The 25378-nt window shown below is 62.8% G+C and carries 20 protein-coding genes; 14 read left to right on the forward strand and 6 right to left on the reverse strand.

The features are described 5' to 3' along the window. Positions 1 to 411 precede the first annotated feature (411 nt). The 4 genes from acs (at position 412) to LDN70_RS16930 (ending at position 5640) form a co-directional block, all read left to right on the forward strand. Complete coding sequence (gene acs, locus LDN70_RS16915) at positions 412 to 2457, forward strand: acetate--CoA ligase (RefSeq protein WP_223942676.1); 2046 nt, start codon at positions 412 to 414, stop codon at positions 2455 to 2457. 178 nt (positions 2458 to 2635) lie between these two features. Next, a complete protein-coding gene (locus LDN70_RS16920; RefSeq protein WP_166841862.1) occupies positions 2636 to 3424 on the forward strand; it encodes a DeoR/GlpR family DNA-binding transcription regulator in 789 nt (262 codons plus the stop codon). Between the two features lie 106 nt (positions 3425 to 3530). Next, entirely contained in the window at positions 3531 to 4277 is a 747-nt protein-coding gene (locus LDN70_RS16925; RefSeq protein WP_223940862.1) for an ABC transporter ATP-binding protein, read from the forward strand. After that, positions 4270 to 5640, forward strand: coding sequence for an FtsX-like permease family protein (locus LDN70_RS16930; RefSeq protein ID WP_223940863.1), 1371 nt, complete (start codon positions 4270 to 4272; stop codon positions 5638 to 5640). Before LDN70_RS16925 ends, LDN70_RS16930 begins: the two co-directional genes overlap by 8 nt. A gap of 29 nt (positions 5641 to 5669) precedes the next feature. Here the strand turns inward: LDN70_RS16930 and LDN70_RS16935 are convergent, their stop codons facing one another. Together LDN70_RS16935 and LDN70_RS16940 are read right to left on the reverse strand one after the other, a co-directional pair. Beyond that, positions 5670 to 6689 (reverse strand): LacI family DNA-binding transcriptional regulator, encoded by a 1020-nt coding sequence (locus LDN70_RS16935; RefSeq protein WP_142938033.1) that lies wholly within the window; start codon positions 6687 to 6689, stop codon positions 5670 to 5672. Positions 6690 to 6703: 14 nt separating this feature from the next. Beyond that, the gene (locus tag LDN70_RS16940; protein WP_223940864.1) at positions 6704 to 7903 is read right to left on the reverse strand and encodes a Gfo/Idh/MocA family protein; all 1200 of its coding nucleotides are present in this window, start codon (positions 7901 to 7903) and stop codon (positions 6704 to 6706) included. A gap of 214 nt (positions 7904 to 8117) precedes the next feature. Between LDN70_RS16940 and LDN70_RS16945 the strand changes: the two genes are divergently transcribed. From LDN70_RS16945 to LDN70_RS16960, 4 genes are all read left to right on the forward strand, one after another. Continuing rightward, on the forward strand, positions 8118 to 9080 hold the full coding sequence (locus tag LDN70_RS16945; protein ID WP_464093493.1) for a carbohydrate ABC transporter permease: 963 nt from the start codon (positions 8118 to 8120) through the stop codon (positions 9078 to 9080). 9 nt (positions 9081 to 9089) lie between these two features. After that, complete coding sequence (locus LDN70_RS16950; protein WP_142938031.1) at positions 9090 to 10016, forward strand: carbohydrate ABC transporter permease; 927 nt, start codon at positions 9090 to 9092, stop codon at positions 10014 to 10016. 70 nt (positions 10017 to 10086) lie between these two features. Continuing rightward, entirely contained in the window at positions 10087 to 11436 is a 1350-nt protein-coding gene (locus LDN70_RS16955; protein ID WP_223940865.1) for an ABC transporter substrate-binding protein, read from the forward strand. 154 nt (positions 11437 to 11590) lie between these two features. Beyond that, positions 11591 to 13774 carry an alpha-galactosidase gene (locus tag LDN70_RS16960; RefSeq protein ID WP_223940866.1) on the forward strand — a complete coding sequence of 728 codons (2184 nt, stop codon included), beginning with the start codon at positions 11591 to 11593 and terminating at the stop codon, positions 13772 to 13774. A gap of 100 nt (positions 13775 to 13874) precedes the next feature. Here LDN70_RS16960 and LDN70_RS16965 read toward each other — a convergent pair whose 3' ends face one another. Beyond that, on the reverse strand, positions 13875 to 14552 hold the full coding sequence (locus tag LDN70_RS16965) for a Crp/Fnr family transcriptional regulator (RefSeq protein ID WP_011775987.1): 678 nt from the start codon (positions 14550 to 14552) through the stop codon (positions 13875 to 13877). 233 nt (positions 14553 to 14785) lie between these two features. On the opposite strand from LDN70_RS16965, the gene LDN70_RS16970 reads away from it, so the two are divergent. Next, on the forward strand, positions 14786 to 15970 hold the full coding sequence (locus LDN70_RS16970; RefSeq protein ID WP_223940867.1) for a MarP family serine protease: 1185 nt from the start codon (positions 14786 to 14788) through the stop codon (positions 15968 to 15970). 129 nt (positions 15971 to 16099) lie between these two features. Then, entirely contained in the window at positions 16100 to 16564 is a 465-nt protein-coding gene (gene aroQ / locus LDN70_RS16975; RefSeq protein ID WP_166841849.1) for a type II 3-dehydroquinate dehydratase, read from the forward strand. 95 nt (positions 16565 to 16659) lie between these two features. Here aroQ and LDN70_RS16980 read toward each other — a convergent pair whose 3' ends face one another. The 3 genes from LDN70_RS16980 to sp36 are packed head-to-tail and all read right to left on the reverse strand — an operon-like array spanning position 16660 to position 18283. Continuing rightward, positions 16660 to 17571, reverse strand: a complete 912-nt coding sequence (locus tag LDN70_RS16980; protein WP_142938026.1) for an NUDIX hydrolase — start codon at positions 17569 to 17571, stop codon at positions 16660 to 16662. A gap of 17 nt (positions 17572 to 17588) precedes the next feature. Further along, entirely contained in the window at positions 17589 to 18125 is a 537-nt protein-coding gene (locus LDN70_RS16985; RefSeq protein WP_142938025.1) for a RidA family protein, read from the reverse strand. 2 nt (positions 18126 to 18127) lie between these two features. Next, positions 18128 to 18283, reverse strand: a complete 156-nt coding sequence (sp36, locus tag LDN70_RS16990; protein ID WP_011775990.1) for a Sp36 family protein — start codon at positions 18281 to 18283, stop codon at positions 18128 to 18130. Between sp36 and LDN70_RS16995 the strand changes: the two genes are divergently transcribed. The 4 genes from LDN70_RS16995 (at position 18282) to LDN70_RS17010 (ending at position 25374) form a co-directional block, all read left to right on the forward strand. Further along, a complete protein-coding gene (locus LDN70_RS16995) occupies positions 18282 to 20630 on the forward strand; it encodes a transglycosylase domain-containing protein (protein WP_223940868.1) in 2349 nt (782 codons plus the stop codon). The genes sp36 and LDN70_RS16995 overlap by 2 nt on opposite strands. Before the next feature lie 2 nt (positions 20631 to 20632). Continuing rightward, entirely contained in the window at positions 20633 to 21580 is a 948-nt protein-coding gene (locus LDN70_RS17000; protein ID WP_223940869.1) for a metallophosphoesterase, read from the forward strand. 165 nt (positions 21581 to 21745) lie between these two features. Beyond that, entirely contained in the window at positions 21746 to 23545 is a 1800-nt protein-coding gene (locus LDN70_RS17005; RefSeq protein ID WP_223940870.1) for an ABC transporter ATP-binding protein, read from the forward strand. Beyond that, complete coding sequence (locus tag LDN70_RS17010; protein ID WP_223940871.1) at positions 23542 to 25374, forward strand: ABC transporter ATP-binding protein; 1833 nt, start codon at positions 23542 to 23544, stop codon at positions 25372 to 25374. The genes LDN70_RS17005 and LDN70_RS17010 overlap by 4 nt, the downstream gene beginning before the upstream one ends. Positions 25375 to 25378 lie beyond the last annotated feature (4 nt).

Raw genomic sequence — 25378 nt, forward strand, 5'->3', positions numbered from 1 at the left:
TCCGCAGTGAACCGGACACGCCAGAAGTGCGTCCCAAGACTTCTTCAGCCTATGCCACCCCCCTGACAGGGTTCTAGCTGAAAACGGCCATACGGCTTCGCCCACAGCAAACTCCAAGGTTCCTTACAGAATGTGGCCGACAGTAAGCCCGCCAGCAAAGGCAGCCCGGTGCCGCCGTCGTGCGTCATGTAAACGGTTCCCCACCGCCACAGCCGCCATTCGTCGCTAAATCCGCGCCGTTCACGGCCGCATTTGTGACGACGCCCACGTTCGACTTCTTGAAGCGATAGTGTTGATGCCGGACAGCACTTTGCGGACCCTTGGGGGAAGCGCTCGACGCCGACGACGGCCCGGGCGGGGACCTCACGTCAGGATCCGCGCAGCAAAGATCGATGAATGATGAGGTTCACCATGTCCCAGGACACCACCGGATCCACGGCCACCGCTGCAGCTTCAACAGCTCACAACGGTTCGGCCCCGCACGTCGAGGCGCTTGAAAACCTCCTCCACGAGAACCGCAAGTTCGCCCCTTCTGCAGAGTTCGCCGCGAACGCGGTCGCAAGCGCCGACGCCTATGCTGAGGCAGAAGCGGACCGTCCCGCGTTCTGGGCCAAGCAGGCCCGTGAACTGTTGACCTGGGATAAGGACTTCACCGAAGCCCTTGACTGGTCCAACCCGCCATTCGCCAAGTGGTTCGTGGGCGGCGAGATCAACGCCGCTTACAACGCACTGGACCGGCACGTGGAAAACGGCCTGGGCGACCGCGTGGCCATCTACTTCGAAGGCGAACCCGGGGACACCCGCAGCTACACCTACGCGGAGCTGACCGAAGAGGTCAAGAAGGCCGCCAACGCGTTCGAGTCCCTGGGCGTGGCCAAGGGCGACCGCGTGGCCGTGTACCTGCCCATGATCCCTGAAGCCGTGATCACGCTCCTTGCCTGCGCCAGGATCGGGGCCGTGCACTCGGTAGTGTTCGGTGGATTCTCCGCGGACGCGCTGCGTTCCCGGATCGAGGACGCCGAAGCCAAGCTCGTTGTTACCGCGGACGGCACCTACCGCCGCGGCAAGCCGAGTGCCCTGAAGCCAGCGGTGGACGAAGCCCTCTCCAAAGAAGGCCACACCGTACAAAACGTTGTGGTGGTCAAGCGCAACGGCGAGGACGTCAACTGGGTGGAAGGCCGCGACCTCTGGTGGTCCGACACCGTAGACAAGGCAGATACCGAGCACACCGCCGTCGGGCATGACTCCGAGCACCCGCTGTTCATCCTCTACACCTCCGGCACCACCGGCAAGCCCAAGGGCATCCTGCACACCACCGGCGGCTACCTCACCCAGGGCGCGTACACGCACAAGGCCGTTTTTGACCTCCACCCGGAAACGGACGTCTACTGGTGCACCGCCGACGTCGGATGGGTCACCGGCCACTCCTATGTCACCTACGCACCGCTCATCAACGGCGCCACCCAGGTCATGTACGAAGGCACCCCGGACTCCCCGCACCAGGGCCGTTGGTGGGAAATCGTGGAAAAGTACAAGGTCTCCATCCTCTACACCGCCCCCACTGCGATCCGGACGTTCATGAAGTGGGGCCGGGACATCCCGGACAAGTACGATCTCTCCTCCATCCGCGTCCTGGGCTCCGTGGGCGAATCCATCAACCCCGAAGCGTGGATGTGGTACCGGGACGTCATAGGCGCCAACGCCGGCAAGAACGGCGAGAAGAAGGACAACCCGGCACCGATCGTGGACACCTGGTGGCAGACCGAAACCGGTGCGCAGATGATCGCGCCGCTGCCCGGCGTCACCGCCACGAAGCCCGGCTCGGCGCAGGTTCCGCTGCCCGGCATCGCCGTGGACGTGGTGGACGAAAACGGCCAGCCGGTAGCCAACGGTGAAGGCGGCTACCTGGTGGTCCGCGAACCGTGGCCCTCCATGCTCCGCGGCATCTGGGGCGACCCCGAGCGCTTCAAGGACACCTACTGGTCCCGCTTCGAGGCCATGTACTTTGCCGGTGATGGTGCCAAGAAGGACGAGGACGGCGACGTCTGGCTCCTGGGCCGCGTGGACGACGTCATGAACGTCTCCGGTCACCGCCTCTCCACCACGGAGATCGAGTCCGCCCTGGTCAGCCACCCGTCCGTGGCCGAAGCAGCCGTGGTAGGTGCCGCTGACGAGACCACCGGACAGGCCGTCGTCGCGTTCGTCATCCTCCGCGGTGACGCCGTGAACAACGGCGACGAAACCGTCCTGGCACTCCGCAACCACGTAGGCAAGGAAATCGGCCCGATCGCCAAGCCCAAGCAACTGCTGATCGTCCCGGAACTTCCCAAAACCCGTTCCGGCAAAATCGTCCGACGCCTCCTGAAGGACATCGCAGAAGGCCGCGACACCGGCGACGCCACCACCCTGGCAGACCCCGGCATCATGACCCAGATTGCGGACTCCCTCCGCAAGTAGGTAATTCACGACGGCGCCGCTCACCTCCCCAGGCGAGCGGCGCCGTCGAGCGTTAAGGACCCTGCGTGACGCAGCGGTGACATTGACGCGCCTGGCCTGCCGTACTGCTGGTGCCGTGCGCCCTAGACTGGAGCCAGACTCAGCCCCATGTTTGACGAGGTTCCCCAGAAAGGCCCTGATGCTTCAGGCAGCACGCCACTCAGCCATCATCGACGCCGTCCAGCGTGAACGCGTGGTGCGGGTCTCGGACCTCGCGCAATTGTTGGGCGTCTCCCCCATGACTGTGCGCCGCGATATTGAAGCGCTCGAGGAAGCCGGCCGCGTTGAGCGCATTCACGGCGGAGCCAAGATTCCCGGCGATGCGAGCACCCACGAGCCCGGTTTCGAACTCAAGTCCACACAGCTGCCCGCGGAGAAGCACGCCATCGCGTTGGAAGCCGCGAGCCTGGTCCAGGAAGGCATGGCGATCGGCCTTGGCGCCGGCACCACCACCTGGGCTTTGGCGAAGGAACTCGTCAACGGGCCCCGCATCACCGTGGTCACCAACTCGGTGAGGATCGCCGATCTTTTCCACCACGGCTCCTCGTCCGGCCCGGCACGCTTCGGGTCCACAGTGATCCTGATCGGCGGCGAGCGGACACCGTCGGACGCCCTGGTAGGCCCCATTGCCACGTCATCGCTGAAGCAACTCCACTTGGACGTCCTGTTCCTGGGTGTCCACGGCATGGATGCCCACGCCGGCTTTACCACTCCGAACCTGCTGGAAGCCGAGACCAACCGAGCGTTCATGACATCCGCCCGGAGCACAGTCATTCTGGCCGACCACAGCAAGTGGGGCGTGGTGGGCATCGCCTCGATCGCCCGGCTGGAAGAAGCGGACGAGCTGATCACGGACTCGCTCCTTGGTGAAGACGCCCGGCGCGTGCTGGCCGAAAACGTGGCCAAGCTGCGGATCGCCGAGGCCTGAACCACGTAGTTAACACATAGGTCTCATACCGCAGGTGGAGGCCGCCCCGCAGACTTCAGCCGCGGGACTGATGCCGCGGAGTAACGCCCGCAGGGATGCTGGATATATGAACGCCATCCTCCACGCCCAGCAGCTCACCAAGCACTACCCCGGCAGCATCGCCCTGGACCACGTCAACTTCACAGCCAACGCCGGCCAGTCCATTGCGATCATCGGCCCCTCAGGTTCCGGCAAGACCACCCTTTTGCACTGCCTCGCCGGGATATTGAGGCCCGACGCCGGTGCCATCACCTTGAATACTCCGTCCTCGCCTCTGCGGCTGGACACCTTGGGAGATGCTGCGCTGTCCCGCCTGCGTCGTGAGGAGTTCGGCTTCGTCTTCCAGCAAGGCATGCTCCTGCCGGAACTCACTGCCTTGGAGAACGTGGCACTGGCCCTGATGCTCAACGGCACGGACCGCAATACTTCAGAGACCAGGGCCGCCGAATGGTTGGCAGCCCTGGGCCTCGCCGGGATGGAACAACGCCGCTTGGGCGAACTCTCCGGCGGGCAGGTTCAGCGCGTGGCCATCGCCCGCGCCCAGGTCACCGGGGCCCGGGTTGTCTTCGCTGACGAGCCCACCGGCGCTTTGGATTCGGCCACCTCCAGCGAAGTCCTGGACGTTCTCCTGCACTCTGTGGCTGAGAACGGCCGGACACTTCTGGTGGTCACGCACGATCCCAACGTTGCTGCCCGGTGCGAGCGCGTTGTGGAGTTGCGCGACGGCCGGATCGTGGCAGACAGCGGAACAGTTCCGGCTTCCGGCCCGGCCGCGCCAGCCACCACCAACTTCAAGGGTGCCTTCAATGTCTAGTCTCTCCATGGCCCTGCGCCTCACCCCCTACCTGGCACGAAGCAACGGAAGCAGCTTCCGGGAAGCCGGTCTTCGCGACGCCGGGCTCCCCACCCTCGCTTTCGGGACGGTTACGGCCCTGCTGCTCACCGTTGCCGGTGGTTCACAGGTTTTCTGGTCCTGGTCCGACGACATCGCGGGCACCTACCAGGCCTTGGCCGTGGTCGCCATGGTGCTGCTGATCATCCCTTTGCTGACGCTCGGCGCCTCGGCCGCCCGACTCGCCGCCCGCCGTCGTGATGACCGTTTGGCATCCTTGCGGTTGCTGGGCGCCAACAGCGCCACGGTGGTCTGGATGACCGTCATTGAGTCAACCGTCCTCGCGGCCGTGGGAGCTGTGGCTGGTGCGGGGCTATACGCCTGCGCAGCGCCGTTCCTGGGTTTGATCCAGTTCCGGGGACAAGCAATAGGAAGCCATGCATGGTTGTCAGTGCCGTCCATCCTCGGCTGCGTGCTGGCCGTCTGTGTCCTTGCAGCGGCGAGTGCCGCGTTGGGGCTGCGGAAAGTTGTGGTGACGCCGTTGGGCGTCCGGACCCGGCAAACGGCCGACGGCGCGCACTGGGTTCGCGGACTCATCGCAGCTGTGGTGGTGGTCATCGGAGTGGTGGCTATGGGGATGCTCAGCAGCTTCGGCGCGTTCATTGTGATCATCGCGGTGATGGGCGGTTGCTTTGGCCTGGCTTTGCTGGCGTTGAACCTCATGGGACCGTGGATCCTGCGGCTGCGGGCGTCCTCGCAACTCAAACACGCCAAGAAGCCTGAGCAACTGCTGGCCGCGCGGACCGTGCTGGAGAGCCCTAAAGAATCGTGGCGGCAAGTTGGGGGCGTCGCGATGACCAGTTTTGTGGGCGTGTTCGTGGGCGTCGGCATGGCGGTGGCGGACACCATGGGAACCGGGGGCGACGCTGAAACTACGCTCCTTGTCCGGGACATCAACACCGGAGTGATGATCACCCTGCTGGGCTCGTTCCTGATGGTCGCCTGCTCTGCGGGTGTAAACCAAGCAGCTGCAGTGCTGGACAGGGCTTCCACCCTGGTGGCACTGGACCGTGTTGGAATGCCGCAGAAACTCATGGTGGCGGCGAGGGTCAAAGCCGTCATGTCGCCGCTGTTTCTGGTTGCCGGCATATCCGCGGCTGCGGCGGCTGCTCTGGTCCTGCCGCTCACGGGTGCTGTGCTGCTGACCCAGCCCGTGGTGTTCCTGACCATCGGTGGGGTGTTCGCCGCCGGTTTCCTGCTGGTCCGGCTGGCTGTTGCCGCGGGAACGGCGCAGATCAGCCAGGTGCTGGCCCGCCCCGAGCGCTACGCGAGCATGGATTCGTAACCCGGCCCACCGCCGTCGTCATCCCCGGGTTATTTGCAGCCGCAGGACTGCCGGATGATCAGCTCGGTGGAGAGGATCTGGTGTTTCAGCTCATCGCCACGGCCCTTGCCCACCAGTGCCTGCACCGCGGCTTCGGCCATCGCCTTGACGGGCTGCGCAACGGTGGTCAGCGCAGGCCAGCTGTATTCGGAGTCCAGGGAGCCGTCGAAGGATACCAACGCCAGGTCCTCGGGCACCCTGACGCCTGCCTCATGAAGCGCCCTGAGGATACCGATGGCTTGCATGTCATTGCTGGCAAAGATCGCCGTTGGACGGTTGGCCATGGAGAGGAAACGCTTGCCTACCTCGTACCCGCCCGGACGGGTGAAGGGACCGTGAAGCATGGGTCCGTCCGGCAGTCCGGCGTCACGCAAAGTGGCCAGCCAGCCTACTTCGCGCCCGTCCAGTTGGTTCCCCGTATTGGTGCCGATCGCCAAGCCAATGTTCGTATGGCCGTGGCCTATCAGATGTTCCACGGCGGCACGGGCACCGGCTTCCAGGTCCACACCCACACTGTTGATTCCCGGCGGTGAGCCTGCGTTATTCAACAAAACGGAGGGGATTTCGGAGGCCTCCAGTTCCGTGACATCGGGATCGAACACGCAGCTGGCCAGGAATACCCCGTCCACCTGCCGGGCAGCCAAGGTACGGATGTTCTTGCGTTCGCGGGTAAGGCTTCCATCCGAGTTGGTGAGCACCATGCCGAAGCCAAGTTCCGCGGCCGCATCTTCCACAGCGTGGGCCAGCTGAGTGAAGAACGGGTTGGTGTTGTCCGGAACCACCACGCCAATGGTCTCGCTGGATCCCAACTTCAGGGCACGGGCCGCAGCGTTGGGTCGGTATCCAAGGACGCGGATGGCCTCGCGAACCTTGGCTTCCGTCCCCGGGGCCACGTTCTTGGGCCCTCCGTTCACCACATAACTCACGACGGCGGTACTCACCCCGGCGTACCGGGCCACGTCTTTGCGTGTAACCGGGCCGCGCGAGGTTTGTACCGCCGAAGTTGTCATGAGGTAAATGCTAGCTACTCCACGGGAGCATCACCGAAGTCGCGGATGGGAAGGCGCTCCCCGCCACGGAGCGCGGACTCGTGGGCAATGATGCCCGGCAACGTGAACCGGGCCGCGACCCAGGCATTAACGGGAGGAAGGCTGCGGTTGTTTACGGCCGTGACGAAGTCGTCCACCAGGAATTGGTGGCTTCCTTCGTGCCCGTTGGGCGCTCCGAGGAATTCCTGCGGAAGCCTGGACTGGTCATGGACCGGAGCCAGCCCGGAGATAAAGGCATCGCGCAGCTCCGGCGCCACGTCCGCCAGGGCCGGGTCATCCAGGGACATGGTGGGCTTGGTTTCCACTTGCTCGGACACGTCTTCCACGGTGGACTTGTCCTGCCACACGGTGGTGGTGGCAAGTTGCTCAAAGCTGGCGTCGGTGCCGAAGAAACGGAAGCGGGACTCCCGGATGTGGGAGGGGTACCCCACCCGGCGCATCTCGTTGGTGCGCATCGCGCCGCCGTCGTTCATTTCAAACAGCGCCGTGGCGTTGGAGAAGTCGTTGGCGAACATGCTGACGTCCTTATCAAAAACGCCATCCCCGTGCTGGTCCTTCACGCCGATGCAGCTGACGCTGACCGCATGGCCGGGGACGGCGCCGAGGACCCCACCTATGGCGTGGGTGGGGTAGAGCATGGGCGGGTAGCTGGCGGTTTCCTTCCACCGATCACCACCGCTGTATTGGTACGCCTCGTAGAAGCCCAGGTCCATGTCGTGGACGTAGTCACCCTCGGTGTAGAAGATGCGGCCAAACTTACCTGCTGCATGTTGTTGCCGGGCGAAGACCGTGGCGGGGTTGTAGTAGCTGGTCTCACCCATGGCGTAGACCAGTTTGGTCTCTCGAACGGCCTCAATGATCCGTTCAATTTCCTCTTCGGATATGGCCATCGGCACCGCTGAGTAGACGTGCTTTCCAGCACGCAGGGCCCGCTCTACCAGTGGTCCGTGAGTCCAGCGCTGCGTGAAGATGGCGACAGCATCGACGTCGGAGTCCAGCAACTCTTCAAAGCTGCCCATTACGCCGTCCAGTCCCCAGCGTTCCTGCGCTGCAACTGCCCGCTCAGGGAGTTCATCTATTGCATAAACCGCGCTGACGCCCGGGTGGAGCTTGAACAGGTGGGCGAACTGGCTGCCGAACTGCCCGGCACCCACAACCCCGATCGAAAACGTCATTGTTTACCTTCCCTGGGACTGCCAAAGCAGCCTCCGCTGTGTCCCTGTGTGACTGTCCTGTCGAGTTTTGCATCGGAATCTACTCGAGTCAACAGAAAGAACATCTTTGAACATTTTTCACCAAAATTTTGCCTCCGCTATTGCTATCACCAAATCTACTCGTGTAGATTCTCATCCAGTTGTTATGCACATCACAGTCACGAAAGGGTCGACGATGACCACGCTCACCAAGCAACCGGATCCGGAGCTCTCCTCCGTCGGGGCGCCGCGGAAGTCACGCAAGCGGGTGAAACCAGCCGACGGGTTCCGCGGAGTAGGGGACCTCAAGGTTGCACTCTTCTTCATCGCTCCAGCGATGCTCGGACTGATCCTCTTCTACCTCGTCCCCACCATCCGGGGCATCTACCTCAGCTTCACTGAATACAGCATCCTGGGCGACCCGGAATGGATCGGCACGCGGAACTACGAACGCATAGCCAAGGATCCGCTGTTCTGGAACGCTTTGGGCGTCACCTCGGAATACGTGGTGATCAACATTGTTCTTCAGACGGCATTGGCGTTGGGCCTTGCAATCCTGATGCACCGCGTCGCAAAGTCCACCCTCGTCCGCGGTGCGCTTCTGATGCCCTATCTGATGGCAAATGTCATTGCGGCTCTCCTGTGGTTCTGGATGCTTGACTACCAGATCGGCATCATCAACCAGATCATCGAATGGACCGGGCTGCCCCGGGTAGCCTTCTTCGGCAGCGAGCAATGGGCCATCCCCACCCAGGCTCTCATCAACACGTGGCGGCACATGGGCTACACAGCTCTCCTGATCTTCGCCGGACTCCAGGCAATCCCGAACAGTGTCTATGAGGCCGCCAGCATCGACGGCTCCAAGGCCATGAGCACTTTCTGGCGGATCACCCTGCCACTGCTCCGGCCAGTCCTGGTACTGGTCCTGGTAGTAACCGTGATCGGTTCTTTCCAGGTCTTTGACACTGTTGCCGTCACGACGGCCGGCGGTCCTGTTAACGCCACCCGCGTGCTGCAGTTCTACATCTATCAACGCGCCTTCAATGAACAGGACTTCGGCTATGGCTCCGCCCTGGCTGTGATCCTCTTCCTCATCCTCGCCATCGTCGCTTTCATCCAGATGAAGTTCCTCCGCGGCAACCAGTCGGACCTGGACTAAGGACTCGCCATGACCACTCTTGCCTCACCCAAGAACGGCAGCCGGCGTCGCCCGCTCAGCCGCCCCTTCAACTGGCGCCGCGCCATCGCCCTGACCCTCCTCGCCCTGGCCGTCGCCGTGAGCATCCTGCCCTTCTACTGGGTACTGCGCACGGCCCTGTCTTCCAACGGCTCCCTCGCAGCGAACTCCGCCAACCTGCTGCCCGCCGACTTTAATCTTGGCGCGTTCAAGCGGGTCTTCGGCCTCCAAAGTGCCGCCGACGCTATCGCAGAAGGCGGCTCGGGTGCTTCGATCAATTTCTGGCAGTACCTTTGGAACTCGCTGCTCTTTTCCGGCATCACTACAGCCTGCGCCGTGTTCTTCAGCTCAATGGCCGCCTATGCCTTCTCCCGGCTCCGGTGGAAAGGCCGCGACGCAGTCTTCTCGCTGTTCCTTGCCACCATGCTCGTCCCGCCGATCTTCACTGCCCTCCCCAACTTCCTGCTCATCAAGAACCTGGGCCTGCTGAATTCCATGCTCGGACTCGTTTTGCCCTACTTGTTCATGACCCCGTTCGCGATCTTCTTCATGCGCCAGTTCTTCCTGAACATGTCCAGGGAAGTTGAAGAAGCTGCAATGCTGGACGGCGCAAAGCACTGGCGGATCTTCTTCCAGATCATCATGCCCAACGCCGCTGCCCCGATTGCCACCCTGGCGCTTCTGACCTTCATGGGTCAGTGGAACGAATACTTCTGGCCGCTGCTCGTAGGCACGTCCGAGGAATCCAGGGTGCTCACCGTGGGACTCGGAGTCTTCAAATCCCAGTCCCCGCAAGGCGCACCGGACTGGTCCGGGCTCATGGCCGCAACGCTCGTGTCTGCTACGCCGGTGCTGATCCTCTTCGCCATCTTCGGCAAACGGATTGTCAACTCCATCGGCTTCAACGGCACCAAATAGCTCTTTCTCTTTCCACCCGCAAAAACCGGCCTGTGCCGGCTCGCACCCTCCCGTCCCGAAAGGACCAACCATGATGAAAAAGAAGGCAGTCGGCGCCGTCGCCGTCGCAGCAGCCGCCGTCCTCGCACTCTCCGCCTGCGCCGGCGGAAGCTCCGGAGGAGACGCCGCCAAGGGCGAGATCAGTTATTGGCTCTGGGACGCCAACCAGCTCCCTGCCTACCAGCAGTGCGCCACGGACTTCACCAAGGCCAATCCGGACATCACCGTCAAAATCACCCAAACCGGTTGGGATGACTACTGGTCCAAGATCACCAACGGCATGGCCTCCGGCACTGCACCTGACGTCTTCACGGACCACCTCTCCAAGTACCCGGAGTTCCTCAAGACCAAGCAACTGGTGGCCCTTGACGACAGCATCGCCCAGGACAAGATAGACCTTTCCCAGTACAACGAAGGCCTCGCAGACCTCTGGGTTGGCCAAGATGGCAAGCGCTACGGCCTGCCCAAAGACTGGGACACCGTGGCTTTGTTCTTCAACCAGAAGATGGCCACCGACGCCGGCATCACCCCTGAAGAGATGGGCTCCCTGACCTGGAACCCGAAGGACGGCGGAACGTACGAGAAAGCAATCGCCCGACTCACTGTGGACAAGAACGGCAAACGCGGCGACGAAGCAGGCTTCGACAAGAACAATGTTGCCGTTTACGGCTTGGGCCTGCCCGGCTCCGATGCCGAGAACGCCGGCCAGACGCAGTGGAGCTACCTCTCCGCTACCACTGGCTGGACCACCACCGACAAGAACCCGTGGGGCACCCATTTCAACTACGACGACAAGAGGCTCCAGGACACCATCGACTGGTGGGCCTCTCTCGCCGAAAAGGGCTACATGCCCAAACTTGAAACCACCGTTGGCGCCAACGCCGCCGACAGCTTCGGAGCAGGCAAAGCAGCCATCAACAGCAACGGTTCGTGGATGATCGGCCAGTACACCGGCTACAAGGGAATCGACCTCGGCATCGCCCCCACACCGCAGGGCCCCGAAGGCAAGCGTGCCTCCATGTTCAACGGCCTGGCCGATTCCGTGTGGGCTGGTACTAAGAAGAAGGACGCCGCCATCAAGTGGGTGGAATACCTCGGCTCCACCGCCTGCCAGGACGTTGTGGCCTCCAAGGCCGTGGTCTTCCCGGCCATCAGCACCTCCTCCGAGAAGGCTGCAGAGGCCTTCAAGGCCAAGAACGTGGATGTCAGCGCCTTCACCCAGCATGTGGCGGACAAGACCACCTTCATGCTTCCCATCACGGACAATGCCTCCAAGGTTGCGGGAATCATGAAGCCTGCTGTGGACGCGGTAATCGCCGGCAAGGCCCCGGCGAGTTCGCTGACAGCCGCGAACGAACAGGTCAACGCGCTCTTCAAGTAGAACGCCTCTCATCACTCATAGACTCAACTCGAGTAGATCCCGTTGCGAGGCCCGCTCTGCGGGTTATAAACCACCCGAATCCCGCGGAGCGGGCCTCGCAACACACGTACCTGCCCCGCCTCGGGGCGCATCGACATGAAAGCGACCCACCCTTATGCAACCGCTCCACCTCCGTTCCGCAGGTACCAGCTTGGTCATCAGCACCCATCGCGGAGAGGCTGAGATCATCCACTGGGGAGCCGATCTGGGCGACACACTGCCTGACCTTGCCATCCTCAACGAGCCCATTCCGCCGTCGTCCATCGACGCTAACGTCCCGGCGGGGCTCCTCCCCCAAGCATCGTCATCGTGGCAGGGCAGGCCAGGACTTCGCGGGCACCGCTTCACGGACGGCGTGCCGGGCTTTGATTTCTCAGTACGCCTGCGGGTTGTGAGTGCGACGGTGAATGGCGGCACAGCGGTGATTGTCCAAGCGGACCCCGACGCCGGCATCACCGTCACGTCCACCCTCACCTTGCACCCGGGCGGGCTTCTCGAACTGAAGCACACGGTCAGCAACCACGGCACGTCGCCTTTCCAAGTAGACGAACTGGCGACGATGCTCCCGGTGGCGCCAGACGCCGTCGAACTTCTGGACCTGACCGGCCGCTGGTGCCGCGAGCGGCATCCGCAGCGCAGGACCATTCAGCAGGGAACCTGGGTCCGCACGGGCCGTCACGGCCGCACCGGGCATGACTCGTCACTGCTGCTCGCCGCTGGAACTGCCGGTTTTGGGAACAGGCACGGCAAGGTGTGGGCGACACATCTGGCCTGGAGCGGGAACCACGAGCAGTTTGCGGACAGCATTGCCGATGGCCGCACCATGGTGGGCGGCTCCGAGCTGTTGGGACCTGCCGAAGTGGTGCTGCAATCCGGGGAAAGCTACACCACGCCGGCACTGTTTGCCGCATACTCTGACCGCGGTTTGGACGGGATTTCGGAGGCCTTCTACGCCTGGTTCCGTTCGCGGCCACACCATGTGGGGGCAGTTTCCGGTAAGGCCCGCCCAGTAGTCCTCAACACCTGGGAAGCGGTGTACTTCGACCACAACCTGGACACCCTGATCGAGCTGGCTGAGTCGGCCGCCGACCTTGGGGTTGAGCGCTTCGTGCTCGACGACGGCTGGTTCCGCGGGCGCCGTGACGACCACGCCGGGTTGGGCGACTGGTACGTGGACGAAACCGTATGGCCTGGCGGTCTGACGCCTTTGATTGATGCCGTGACCAGCCGGGGCATGGAGTTCGGGCTCTGGGTGGAGCCGGAGATGGTGAACCTGGACTCCGACATCGCCCGGGCACATCCGGAGTGGATCGTGGGGCCCTCAGCCACGTCCTACAAGGACGGTGGCAGGCTGCCTCTTGAGTGGCGGCAGCAGCACGTGATCGACCTCGTGAATCCGGACGCGTGGCAATACATCTACGAGCGCATGGACACTCTTCTGCGCGAGAATAACATCAGCTACCTCAAGTGGGACCAAAACCGGGACCTCCTGGAACATGGCCACGCGGGCCGGGCTTCGGTACACGAACAGACCTTGGCGGCGTACCGGCTGTTCGATGCGCTCCGAGCGGCACACCCCGGGGTAGAGATCGAAAGCTGCTCCTCCGGCGGCGCCCGCGTGGATCTTGGAATCCTGGAGCGGACCGACCGCATCTGGGCCTCGGACTGCAACGACGCCTTGGAACGGCAAACCATCCAACGCTGGACCGGCATGGTGGTTCCGCCGGAGCTGGTGGGCGGGCACATTGGGCCCACAACATCGCACACTACCGGGCGGACGCACGACCTCTCATTCCGTGCCATCACGGCATTTTTCGGTCACTTCGGCATGGAGTGGGATGTCCGCTCCGTCACCGGGGCGGAGCGTCAGGAACTCAAGCGCTTCATCGGCCTCTACAAGGAGCACCGCGGACTCATCCACAGTGGACGGATGGTGCGCGCCGATGTGCCGGACGAGTCGCTGATGGTGCACGGCGTGGTCGCTAACGAGTCCGACGGCGGCACCCCGGTGGGTGCCACGGCGGCGCTTTTCGCTGTGGTGAAGACGCGGACGGGCCTTACGGAAAAGCCCGGTCGTGTGGCTATTCCGGGGTTGGATCCTTCGCGTGCATACCGTGTGGAAGCCATCTTCCCCTCCCCGGGTGACGCCGACCACGGGCACACGTTCATTGAGGCCAAGCCGGCACCCTGGCTGGCGTCCGGGGCCGAAGCAACGGGTCGGTTCCTGGCCGAGGTAGGCCTTCCGATGCCCGTCCTGAACCCGGAGCACGCCATCCTGCTGCGGTTCACGGCCCTCTGACCCTCTCTCACATCCCCCGGGCTAAAACCGAACCCTCTCTCACATCCACAGACAAAAAAGCCGCCCCGGCGAAACCGGGGCGGCTTTTTTTCGTAGCTGTTTAGCGTGAGCGCTGGCGGAGGCGCTGCATGTCCAGGATCACCACGGCGCGGGCTTCCAGGCGGAGCCATCCGCGCTGGACGAACTCGGCCAGTGCCTTGTTCACGGTTTCGCGGGAAGCGCCCACCAGTTGGGCCAGTTCTTCCTGGGTCAGCTCGTGGGCAACCAGAACGCCGTCGGTGGCAGGACGCCCGAAGCGGTCCGCCAGGTCCAGGAGGGCCTTGGCAACACGGCCCGGGACGTCAGAGAAGACGAGGTCGGACAGCGAGTCGTTGGTACGGCGAAGGCGGCGGGCCAGAGCCTGCAGCAGCTGCGCGGAAACCTCGGGACGCGTGCGGAGCAGAGCGTTGAGGCTCTCGTTCTTGAGGCCGGCCAGACGGGTTTCCGAAACGGCGGTGGCCGTGGCGGTACGCGGGCTGGGGTCGAACAACGCCATTTCGCCGAAGAGCTCACCCGGGCCGAGGATGGCCAGAAGCGACTCGCGGCCGTCGGGGGACGTGCGGCCGAGCTTTACCTTGCCGGAAACGATGAAGTAGAGCTGGTCACCCTGATCACCTTCGCGGAACACCGACGCTCCACGTGAAAGGTCCACCTCGGTGAGTTCGTCCGTCAGCAAGCGGAATGCGTCGTCGTCAAGGGTGGCGAAGAGGGGTGCGCGGCGCAATACCTCGATGTCCATGAAATCTCCTGAATATAAGTTTCGGTCGTGGCGCTCAGGCCATTGTTTCAGAATTTTTAAGCTTCTGTGACGTACTTGGCACGTGAAACGCTGAAATGGCGCGGATTTCGGGGCATACGACCCACTCTGAAGCCTCTCACAGCGGACTAAACGGCCCATATCGTGACCGGACTAACGGTTGGTTGTCAGGGTGGACACCTAGAATTGGCGCTACCCGGCTGTGAGGAGCATTGGTGTTTGGCTTGACGATATTGGATTTGGCATTGATTCTGATGCTGCTGTCCTACCTGATCTATGGCCTGCGTAACGGCTTTATGGTCACGCTGGGTGGAATCGCGGGATTCATCGTCGGCGCTATTGCTGCCTTCATGGCCGTGCCCCTCGTCAGCGGCTGGGTGACCGACAGCGGTTGGAGGCTGACCGCCACGGTGGGTGCCGCCGTCGTGCTTATTGCTTTGGGGCATGGCTTGGGCACCATGATCGGGCGTAAAGTCCGCCACGCCGTGCGGATCAATCCGCTGCATGCGGTGGACCGGTTGATCGGCGGCGTGGTGAGTGTGGTGGTGGCGGCGCTGGTGATGTCCATGCTGGCCTTCAGCATCAGCTCTCTGGGTGTGCCGTTCGTTTCGCAGCAGTTGGCCGAGTCCCGCGTCATTCGCTACATCGACAACCTGACGCCCACGCCCGTCAAGAGCACCATGGCTCAGCTGCGGTCCACGGTGATCGGTGACGGAATACCTAAGCTCATCGAGGGCATCGGGCCTGTCACACCGGTGCCCGTTCCCAACGAGTCAACCGACACACCTGCCCTGAACCAGGCTGCGGATTCCGTCCTCAAGATCGCCGGCACCGCATTCGAGTGCGGGCAGAACCAGACCGGATCCGGATTTGTTGTCTCGCCCGGGCGCGTCGTCACCAACGCGCACGTTGTGGCGGGCGTGTCGCAGCCTGTTGTGGAAGTGCCCGACGGCGGCGCGTTGCCGGGTCGGGTGGTTTACTTCGACTCCCAGCGGGACATCGCAGTGCTGGCCGTGGACGGACTGCAGTCCAGCCCGCTGACCTTGAGTGCCGACCTGCCCGCAGGCAGCTCTGCCGCTTTCGCGGGATACCCGCACGGCGGTCCCTTCCAATCCAAGCCGGCCACTGTCCAAGGCATTTCAACCATTCTGGTTCCGGACATTTATGGCAACAATCCTTCGCCTGAGCTGGTCTACAGGCTGGCAGGCGACGTTCAGCCGGGTAACTCGGGCGGTCCGCTGCTGACCACGCAGGGACAGGTGGCCGGCCTGATCTTCGCCAAGACCACCACCGACGCCGCTCTCGGCTTCGCGCTCACCATGGCGGACCTGGAACCCGTGGCTGCGCAGGCTCCCGGTCTGAGCAGTCCCGTATCGGCTGGCCAGTGCACCCGTAAATAGCTAACGATCTCTCACATCACGCGGCTGTTTGGACGTCGCTCTCTCACATAGTGACTGTTTTCAGGGCACCCTCGCTCACCCTGTGGGCACAATTCCCGCGCACTCCCGCACCGCTATAGATTGGGAGTCATGACTGAAGCCTCTCCTGCCACCGAAACCGGTCGCGGCACCATCCTTGTGATCAACGGCCCCAACCTGAACCTTCTGGGCACCCGCGAACCGGAGAAGTACGGAACGTCCACCTTGGCTGACGTGGAGCAATTGGCCATGAAAGCTGCGGCCGCCCATGGATTCACTGTTGACTGCGTTCAGTCCAACCACGAGGGCGACCTCCTGGACGCCATCCACGCAGCGCGAGGCACCGCCGTCGGAATTGTGATCAACGCCGGCGCCTACACGCATACTTCCGTGGCCCTTCGCGACGCCTTGGCGGCTGTGCAGCTGCCCGCCGTCGAGGTGCACATCACCAACGTGCACCAGCGTGAAGAGTTCCGCCACCATTCGTACCTGTCCGGCGTGTGCAACGCGATCATCGTGGGTGCGGGGGTTCTGGGCTACAAACTGGCCATCGATTACTTGGCTGACTCGATATAACGACTTTGCCGGTGAGAGAGCGACCGGCTCAAACCCGAGGGATGTGAGAGAGCGTCGACCTCAAACACGAGGGATGTGAGAGAGCGTCGGAAGGCCTAGCGTTCGCGCTGGGGCTCCCCTGCCACGGTGCGGGCGGCTTCGACCTCGAGCATGAGGATGCCACCCTCATCCACCAGTTTCGCCTGGTACACGTGCGCTTTGCGCTTATAGCTCAGATACGCGATGCAGCCGTTGGCGTTGGCCATTTTTTCGAGCATGATTTCCGAGCCCGGCACCAGGAGCTGGCCGAGCTTGAGGCCCACAGTATTCTCCTGGCCTATCTCATCACCAAGTGCTGAGGTGTCCCGCAGTGCAATGGCTTGGGAGGCACACACCCAGCGGCCCCACACACCCTTGCTGCCCAGGATGCTGGGCTGCTGGTTCACCGGGACAGTGGCGGCAAAGTACCGGGTGTTGAAACGCGCGTGCGCAAAGTCCGGGCTGAGCCAGTTCACCAAGGGTTTCAGGAGGTCGGTGCGGAGGGACAGCCCGCGCTTGGTAAGCATCTCCGTGAAGGACTTCTCCTGGGCGGCCACGGCTTCGCGGGCGCGCATCCAGTCAATGGTGGAGTTCGATTCGACCGTGGAAGAAGCGTCAGGGCCTGCGAGCAGGACACCCGTTTCTTCGAAGAGTTCGCGGATGGCGCCCACTACGTGACGGCGGGCGAGTCCGACGTCGTCCGTTCCCATCTGCTCAGCCCAATGCTGAGGTGACGGGCCCAACCAGCCGACGGGGTCGTCGTCGGACGGGTCCAAAGAACCGCCCGGGAACGCGACAACGCCCAACGGCGAGGAACCCGGCCTGTATCCAAGCCAGGTTTCCAAGCCGGTGGGCGAATCGCGCAACAGCACAACGGAGGAGGCGTAGCGGGCGGCCCTGGGGGTCCGTTCGCCAAGCTCAAGCCAGTTTTGTGCTGCCCCTTCGAGTTCCGGGGGCAGTACAAACAGACGGCGGGCAAGCTGTGGCACGTGGGTGAACCGGTTCCTTAGCTGAATTCAGCGATGAGCTCGACTTCAACGGGAGAGTCGAGCGGCAGGACAGAAACGCCGACGGCGGAGCGTGCGTGCTTGCCGGCGTCACCGAATACCTGTCCCAGGAGTTCGGACGCACCGTTGATCACGCCGGGCTGTCCGGTGAAGGTGGACTCGGAGGCTACGAAGCCCACAACTTTGACGATGCGGGTGACGCGGTCCAGATCGCCGATGACGCTCTTGACTGCAGCGAGGGCGTTGATGGCACAGAGAGCGGCGTAACGTTTGGCGTCTTCCGGGTCAACAGTGGGTTCGTCGGACGTGCCCAACTCGCCGAGGGACACCTTGCCCGTAGCTTCGAGTTTGCCGTTAATAAAGGGCAGCTGGCCGGACGTGTAGACGTAGTTACCGGAAACGATTGCGGGGACGTAATCAGCCACCGGCGCGGCTACCTCAGGCAGGGTCAACCCGAGCTCGGCCAGACGCTGCTCAACAGCAGACGTGGGGGCGCCGGATTCCGCGGCAGACGTGGTTTCTGCGGGGGTTGTCATGATTACTGCTTCTCCCTCTTCAGGTATGCTACGAGGCCTTTGCCATCGGGTCCACCGACGACCTGGACGAGCTCCCAGCCGTCCTCGCCCCACTGGTCCAGGATCTGCTTTGTAGCGTGAATAATGAGCGGAATCGTGGCGTACTCCCATTTGGTCATGACAGAAAGCCTAGCCCTTGCCGGTAAAGTGGAAAACATGGTGACTCGCAAGAACCCACTATTCGACACTGCCACCACCCTCGGAAAGATTCTAGGCTTCCTTGGTGTGAGCGCGATTTGTGGCGTCCTGGTCGCGGGCCTTTTGGTCCCCGCCGCCGCCGTTTCGGGCAGTGCCGCAAGTGGTTCAATTCAGTTCTTTGACACTCTGCCGGCGGAACTTCAGGTGGATCCGCCCAGCCAGAACACCACCATCCTGGCGAAGGACGGTACGCCGATCGCCTCGATCTACGCGGAGAACCGGACCAAGGTTCCCTTGGATTCGATGAGCCCGTTCATTAAGGACGCTGTCATCGCGATCGAGGACAGCCGTTTCTATGAGCACGGCGGCATCGACACCACCGGCATCATGCGAGCCATCGTCAGCACCGCCCGTGGCAACAAGCAGGGCGCGTCCACCATCACGCAGCAATACGTGAACAACGTCATCAACGAGTCCCTGGTGGCGTCCGACCGCGAAGAAGACGTCAAACTCAACGGTGGCGGCAAGGGCGTGGGCGACAAGCTCCGCGAAATGAAGCTCGCCATCGCCCTGGAGAAGAAGTTCTCCAAAGAGCAGATCCTCGAGGGCTACCTCAACATCGTCTTCTTCAACCGTGACGCTTACGGAATTGAAGCTGCCTCAAAGTTCTTCTTCAGCACCACTGCCAAGGACCTCACTCTTCCGCAGGCGGCCCTCCTGGCCGGCCTTGTGAACAGCCCCTCTGCGTTCGATCCGATTGCCAACCCGGACAACGCCAAGGTGCGCCGTGATCTTGTGCTGGCAGCCATGGTCAATCAGGGCAAGATCACCCAGGCACAGTACGACGAAGCTGTTGCCACCCCGGTCACCACGCAGGTCACCCCGGCGCGCCAGGGCTGCGCCTACGCCACCATGGCGCCGTACTTCTGTGACTACGTGCTGCACCTGCTGTTCAACAATCCTGCCTACGGCGATACCCAGGAAGAACGCATCAAGCGTGTCCAGCGCGGCGGCCTCACCATCCAGACCACCCTCGACCCGACAGCACAGAACGTAGCTCAGCAGCAGGTTGACGCGACGGCGGGCGCAAACCCGGACAAGTGGGGCGCCTCGATCGTCTCCGTCCAGCCCGGCACCGGCCAGATCGTCAGCATGGCGCAAAACACTGTGTGGCTGCCTCAAGAGGGCAAGTTCGATCAGACGCAGAACTTCAACGTGGACGTCCTCGACGCCGACGGAAATGACCTCAATGGCATTGGCGGGTTCCAGCCCGGTTCAACCATGAAGCCCTTCACGTTTGCCCAGTGGCTGAACGAGGGCAAGTCGATGAACCAGAACGTCAACGCGGCCCAACGTAAATACGGCGTCAACTTCCCTTGGAAGAACACCTGTCCTACACCGACGGACGGCTTCTATGACGCCAACGTGCCGGGAAGCTTTGACCTGCAAAACTCGGACTTGGGCTACTACCGGAACATGACTGTCCTCTATGGCCTCATGAACTCCATCAACACCGCGACTTTTGCTTCAGCTGCTCAGGTTGACCTCTGTGGCATTCAGGGAATTGTGGACGCCACCGGCATCCACGGCGGTCTTCCCACGCGTGACAATACGGGCAAGGTCACGGATCCCAACCCCCAGGTTCCCATGACACGGTTGTCAAACCTCATTGGCGCAACGCAAACGGCTCCGCTCACCATGGCTGCAGCCTTTGCAACATTCGCAGCCGACGGCAAGTACTGCGAGCCGATTGCCATCACCTCGGTGAAGGACCAGTCCGGAGCTCAGCTTCCTGCCCAGTCTTCCAGCTGTAAAGATGCCGTAAAGCCTGAAGTGGCCCGCGGCGTTGCTTACGCCATGGGCAAGGTGCTGGATGAAGGTTCCGGCTCTTTGATCCGTCCGGCCCTGAACTCCAAGAACTTCCCGGTGGCTGCAAAGACGGGTACCAACGACACCAACGGCTCCACCTGGGTAGTGGGCTACACCTCAGGTTTGGCAACGGCCTCCTGGTTCGGCGATCCTTTGGCTGATCAGTCGCGCTACGGACGCAACCTGACCATCAACGGCAAGTTTTACCCCTCAATCGACGGTTACATGATCGCCGGTCCGCAGTTCACCAACTACATGTTGGCTGTGGCACCTGCGTACGGAACCAACCCGTTCCAGCAGCCGCCATCGAACCTGCTCGGTACGGCTCCCGCGCCGCAGCGGAACAACTCCCCGTCCAACACGCCGTCAACAGCGCCCAACCCCGCCCCGCCCTCCGGTAACGGCAACAACGGGAACGGTAACAACGGCAACGGCAACGGCAACGGCAACAAGAACTGATCATGACCTTCAGTGATTCATTGGCAAACCGCGTCCGCACCGTCGGGCGCGGTTTCGCCGTCACTGCTGCCGTCGGCGCAGCAGCAGGTGCAGCGGCCGCCGCTTACGGCTGGTGGGAGAAGGACCAGTTCGAGGTCCGCCACGAAACCCTGCCCATTCTTCCGGAGGGATCCGGGCCGCTCCGGGTCCTGCACCTGAGCGATATTCACTTCGTCCCAGGCCAGGACAAGAAGACGCAGTGGCTGCAATCGCTGGCAGACCTCAAGCCTGACCTTGTGGTCAACACGGGTGACAACCTTAGCCACGCCAAAGCCATCGACCCCCTGATCCAGGCACTTCGACCACTGCTGGAGTTCCCCGGCGTATTCGTACCGGGCTCCAACGACTACTACGGCCCGCGAATCAAGAACCCGGCGGGTTACTTCCGCGGTCCTTCGCGGATGCGAACCGACCCCATCGCCCTTGACTGGCCCAAGCTCCGCTCGGCGTTCGGAATGGGCGGCTGGATCGACCTCACCAACCGCGCCCAGTCAGTGGTGCTGAACGGTTTGCGATTCGATTTCTCGGGAGTTGATGATCCGCACCTGGGCCGTGAACGCTATGCTGGCTGGCCCCGCGGAACGGTCAACCAAGACGCCCGCCCCCACCTGAAGGTGGCCGTCATTCACGCTCCGTACCAGCGTGTGCTGGATCACTTCACCGAGGCCGGAGCAGACCTGGTCCTTGCCGGCCACACACACGGCGGCCAGATCTGCATCCCCGGCTACGGGGCGCTGGTGGCCAACTGCGACCTTCCTACGTGGCGCGCCAAAGGCCTCCACGATTGGGAAAGCGATAGCTTCACGACGCCGGTAAACGTCTCCGGCGGTATCGGCACGTCTCGCTTCGCACCGGTCCGCATCGCCTGCCGCCCGGAAGCCGTGCTGCTGACGCTCACGCCGCGCAATTAGGTACCCCGCAGCCAAGCCAGGGGATCATTACGATCCTCAATAACTGGGTCAAACATTTCACCAACGTTGCGTTGTCCTGTGAAACGAATCACGCCATGGCATAGGGTAGTTGCTACGGGAAACTACCTCCGCACCATCTGAAGATCCAGCTGTTGAGAAGCGGGCATGTCCAAGCAAACGTCTTTCTTTACCTCCGTCGGCCGCCTGTACCCTCATGTGCGGCCTATCCTCCCCCGACTCTTCATGGGGCTCATCTGCGCCCTGCTGGCGAGCATCGTCGCGCTGACCATCCCGCAAGTGCTGCGGGTCCTGGTCAACAACTCCCTGCAGCCCGGCGGTTCCACGGACGCCGTCTGGATTGCCGCCGTCGTGATTCTTGCCTTGGGCATTGCTGAAGCCGGGCTGGTGGCCTTGCGCCGGCAGTTCGTCATCAACCCCGCCACCACGGTGGAAACCCGGATGCGCGTGACCCTTTACGGCCACCTGCAACAGCTCACCGTGGCGTTCCACGACCGCTGGGGTTCCGGTCAGTTGCTCTCTCGCGCCATGACGGACCTGAGCTTCCTGCGCCGCTGGATGGCGTTCGGCGCCATCATGTTGGTAGTCACCACGCTGACGGTGATCATCGGCGTGGGCGTGATGTTCTCCATGAGCTGGCAGCTGGCACTGATCTTCCTTGCAGCGGCCGTGCCGATCATGATCAACTCGTTCCGCTTCCGCCGCCGCTTCAGCTTGGTCACCCGCCTCAGTCAGGACCAGGCCGGCGACCTCGCCACCACCGTGGAGGAATCCGTCCACGGCATCCGCGTGCTGAAAGCTTTTGGGCGGAGCCGCGAAGCCCTTGAGAACTTCAACGGCCAGGCTGAGGAACTTCGTCAGACCGAGATCGCCAAGGCCAAGCAGCAAGCCGGGTTCACGCTGGTGGTCACTTTGCTGCCGGAGCTGGCGCTGGGCGTCGGTCTGGTGGTGGGCATCATGCTTGTGGCTAACGGACAACTGAGCATCGGCGCGCTGGTGGCGTTCTTTGCCACAGCCGCGGTGGTGGCCACTCCCGTCGAATTCTCGGGCATGCTGCTGGCCATGGCGCTGACCGCCAAGACCGCGTTGGACCGCCACTTCGAGGTGATGGACACGGAAAACACCATCACCTCCCCGGACCACGCCACGGTTCCGGAAACCCTAAAGGGCGCCTTGCGCTTTGAGCACGCAGGTTTCGGGTTCGACGACGGCGGTACCCTCCTGCACGACGTCACCCTGGACATCCGCCCCGGCGAGACCATGGCCCTGGTGGGCATTACGGGTAGCGGCAAGAGCGCCCTGCTCCAGCTGGTCCCCCGGCTGTATGACGTGACCTCGGGTGCGGTGACGATCGACGGCGTGGATGTCCGCGACTACGACATCGATGAGCTCCGGAGAATCGTGGCAGTCGCCTTCGAGGACACCACGTTGTTCTCCAGTTCCGTGCGGGACAACGTGCTCCTCGGAGCCCCTGATCCCAGCGACGCAGCCCTGGATGAGGCCCTGGATGTGGCTCAAGCGCACTTTGCCTACTCACTTCCGGATGGCGTGGACACCTTGATCGGCGAGGAAGGACTGAGTCTTTCAGGTGGCCAGCGGCAACGCATTGCACTGGCCCGCGCCATCGCCGCCAAGCCCAAGGTGTTGGTCCTTGACGATCCTTTGTCCGCCCTCGACGTGAACACGGAAGAACGCGTGGAAGCCCGTTTGCGCGAGGTCCTCCGCGAGACAACCACACTGATCGTTGCGCACCGACCTTCCACGGTGGCCTTGGCGGACCGGGTGGCCTTGCTCGAAGGCGGAACCATTACCGCCGTCGGAACCCATACGGAACTGTTGGCCGAGAACGATCACTACCGCTATGTCATCGCCAGCCTGGACGCCGGCCCGAAGGACTTGGACACCGAACTGGACGAGCTCGAAGAAGCCGAGGAGGCCCGCCGATGAGCGCCGCAACTTTTGGCACGGCCAACGAGGACAACACACACCTCACCAAAGCGGACAGCAAAGCCGTACGACGCCGGTCGCTCACCTTGCTTGCCTCACTCATCCGTCCCGTGCGGCTGCGTTTCTGGCTAACGATTGCGATGGTGGTGGTCTCGCAGCTCACCCGGGTTGCCGGGCCTGCGCTGATCGCCTTTGGCATCGACAACGCCCTGCCTGCGCTGCAGGCTGGCGACAACGGACCCCTGGTGCTTGCTGGTTCGTTGTACCTGGCGGCCGCGATCGCCACTGCTGGGATGACTGCGCTGTATGTGACCTCCACTGCCCGGCTCAGCCAGGCAATGCTTCTGGATTTGCGCCTGCGGGTCTTCCGGCACACCCAACGGTTGAGCCTCGAGTTCCACGAGAAGTACACCTCGGGCCGCATCATCGCCCGGCAAACCTCGGACCTTGAGGCGTTGCGTGAACTCTTGGATTCCGGGGTCAGCTCCTTGGCCTCCGGCATGCTGTTCATGGTGTTCACCGCTGTGACTGTTTTTGCCCTGGATTGGCAAAGCGGACTGATAGTCCTCGCGGCCGGCGTGCCCATGTTCTTCCTTGCCCGCTGGTACCAGAAGCATTCGCAGATCGCGTTCCGTGAATCCCGCGTGGTGTCCGCGCGCCTGATCGTGCACTTTGTGGAGACCATGACCGGTATCCGTGCGGTGAAGGCGTTCCGCAAAGAGCGCGAGAATGCATCCCGTTACGGCGAGTTGGCTGAGGACTACCGCAAGAACACCGTCCGCTCCATCAACCTGAACGGCATTTTCCAGCCGGGCTTGGTGCTGATCGGCAATGTTTGTGTGGCCGTGGTCCTGCTGTTTGGCGGCTTCCGCGTGCTGAGTGGGGACTTGGCTGTCGGCGTCCTGCTGGCACTGATCCTCTCCACTAAACGCTTCTTCCAGCCGGTGGACCAGATGGCCATGTTCTACAACTCGTTCCAGAGCGCCCAGGCAGCGCTGGAAAAGGTGTCCGGACTTCTTGAGGAAATACCTACTGTCCGCCCGCCGAAGAACCCTGTGCCGTTGAAGAGCTCACGCGGCGAAATCGACTTCAAGGGCGTGGAGTTCGGCTACAGCGACGGCAAGGTGGTGGTTCCCAAGCTGGACCTGCACATCCCTGCCGGGCAGACTGTTGCGCTGGTTGGCCAGACGGGAGCGGGCAAGTCCACGCTGGCCAAGCTCGTGGCACGCTTCTACGATGTCACCTCCGGTGCGATCACCCTTGACGGTGTTGATCTCAGGGACCTGTCCACCACGGATCTCCGCCGTGCAGTGGTGATGGTGACGCAGGAAGCTTTCCTCTTCAGCGGCTCCGTGGCGGACAACATCGCCTTGGGCAGGCCCGAGGCGTCGCGGTCCGAAATCGAGGCCGCCGCTGCAGCAGTGGGAGCCCACGAGTTCATCATGAGCCTCCCCGAAGGCTACGACACAGACGTCAACAAGCGCGGTGGCCGGGTTTCTTCGGGTCAACGACAGCTCATCGGCTTCGCCCGCGCCTTCCTGGCCGCACCGGCTGTGCTGATCCTGGACGAGGCAACGTCATCCCTGGACATCCCTTCTGAGCGCATGGTCCAGCAGGGATTGTCCAAACTGTTGGAGGGAGTGGCCGGCGGAAGGGGAGCTCGGACGGCGATCATCATTGCCCACCGCCTTTCCACAGTGGAGACGGCGGACAGGGTCTTGGTGGTCCACGACGGACGCATTGTGGAGGATGGAACCCCTGCTGAACTGATTAGCGGTGGCGGACGGTTTGCCCAGTTGCATGGGGCGTGGCGGGACTCGCTGGTGTAGCGTT

Source organism: Arthrobacter sp. StoSoilB22 (assembly GCF_019977315.1).
Classification (GTDB): domain Bacteria; phylum Actinomycetota; class Actinomycetes; order Actinomycetales; family Micrococcaceae; genus Arthrobacter.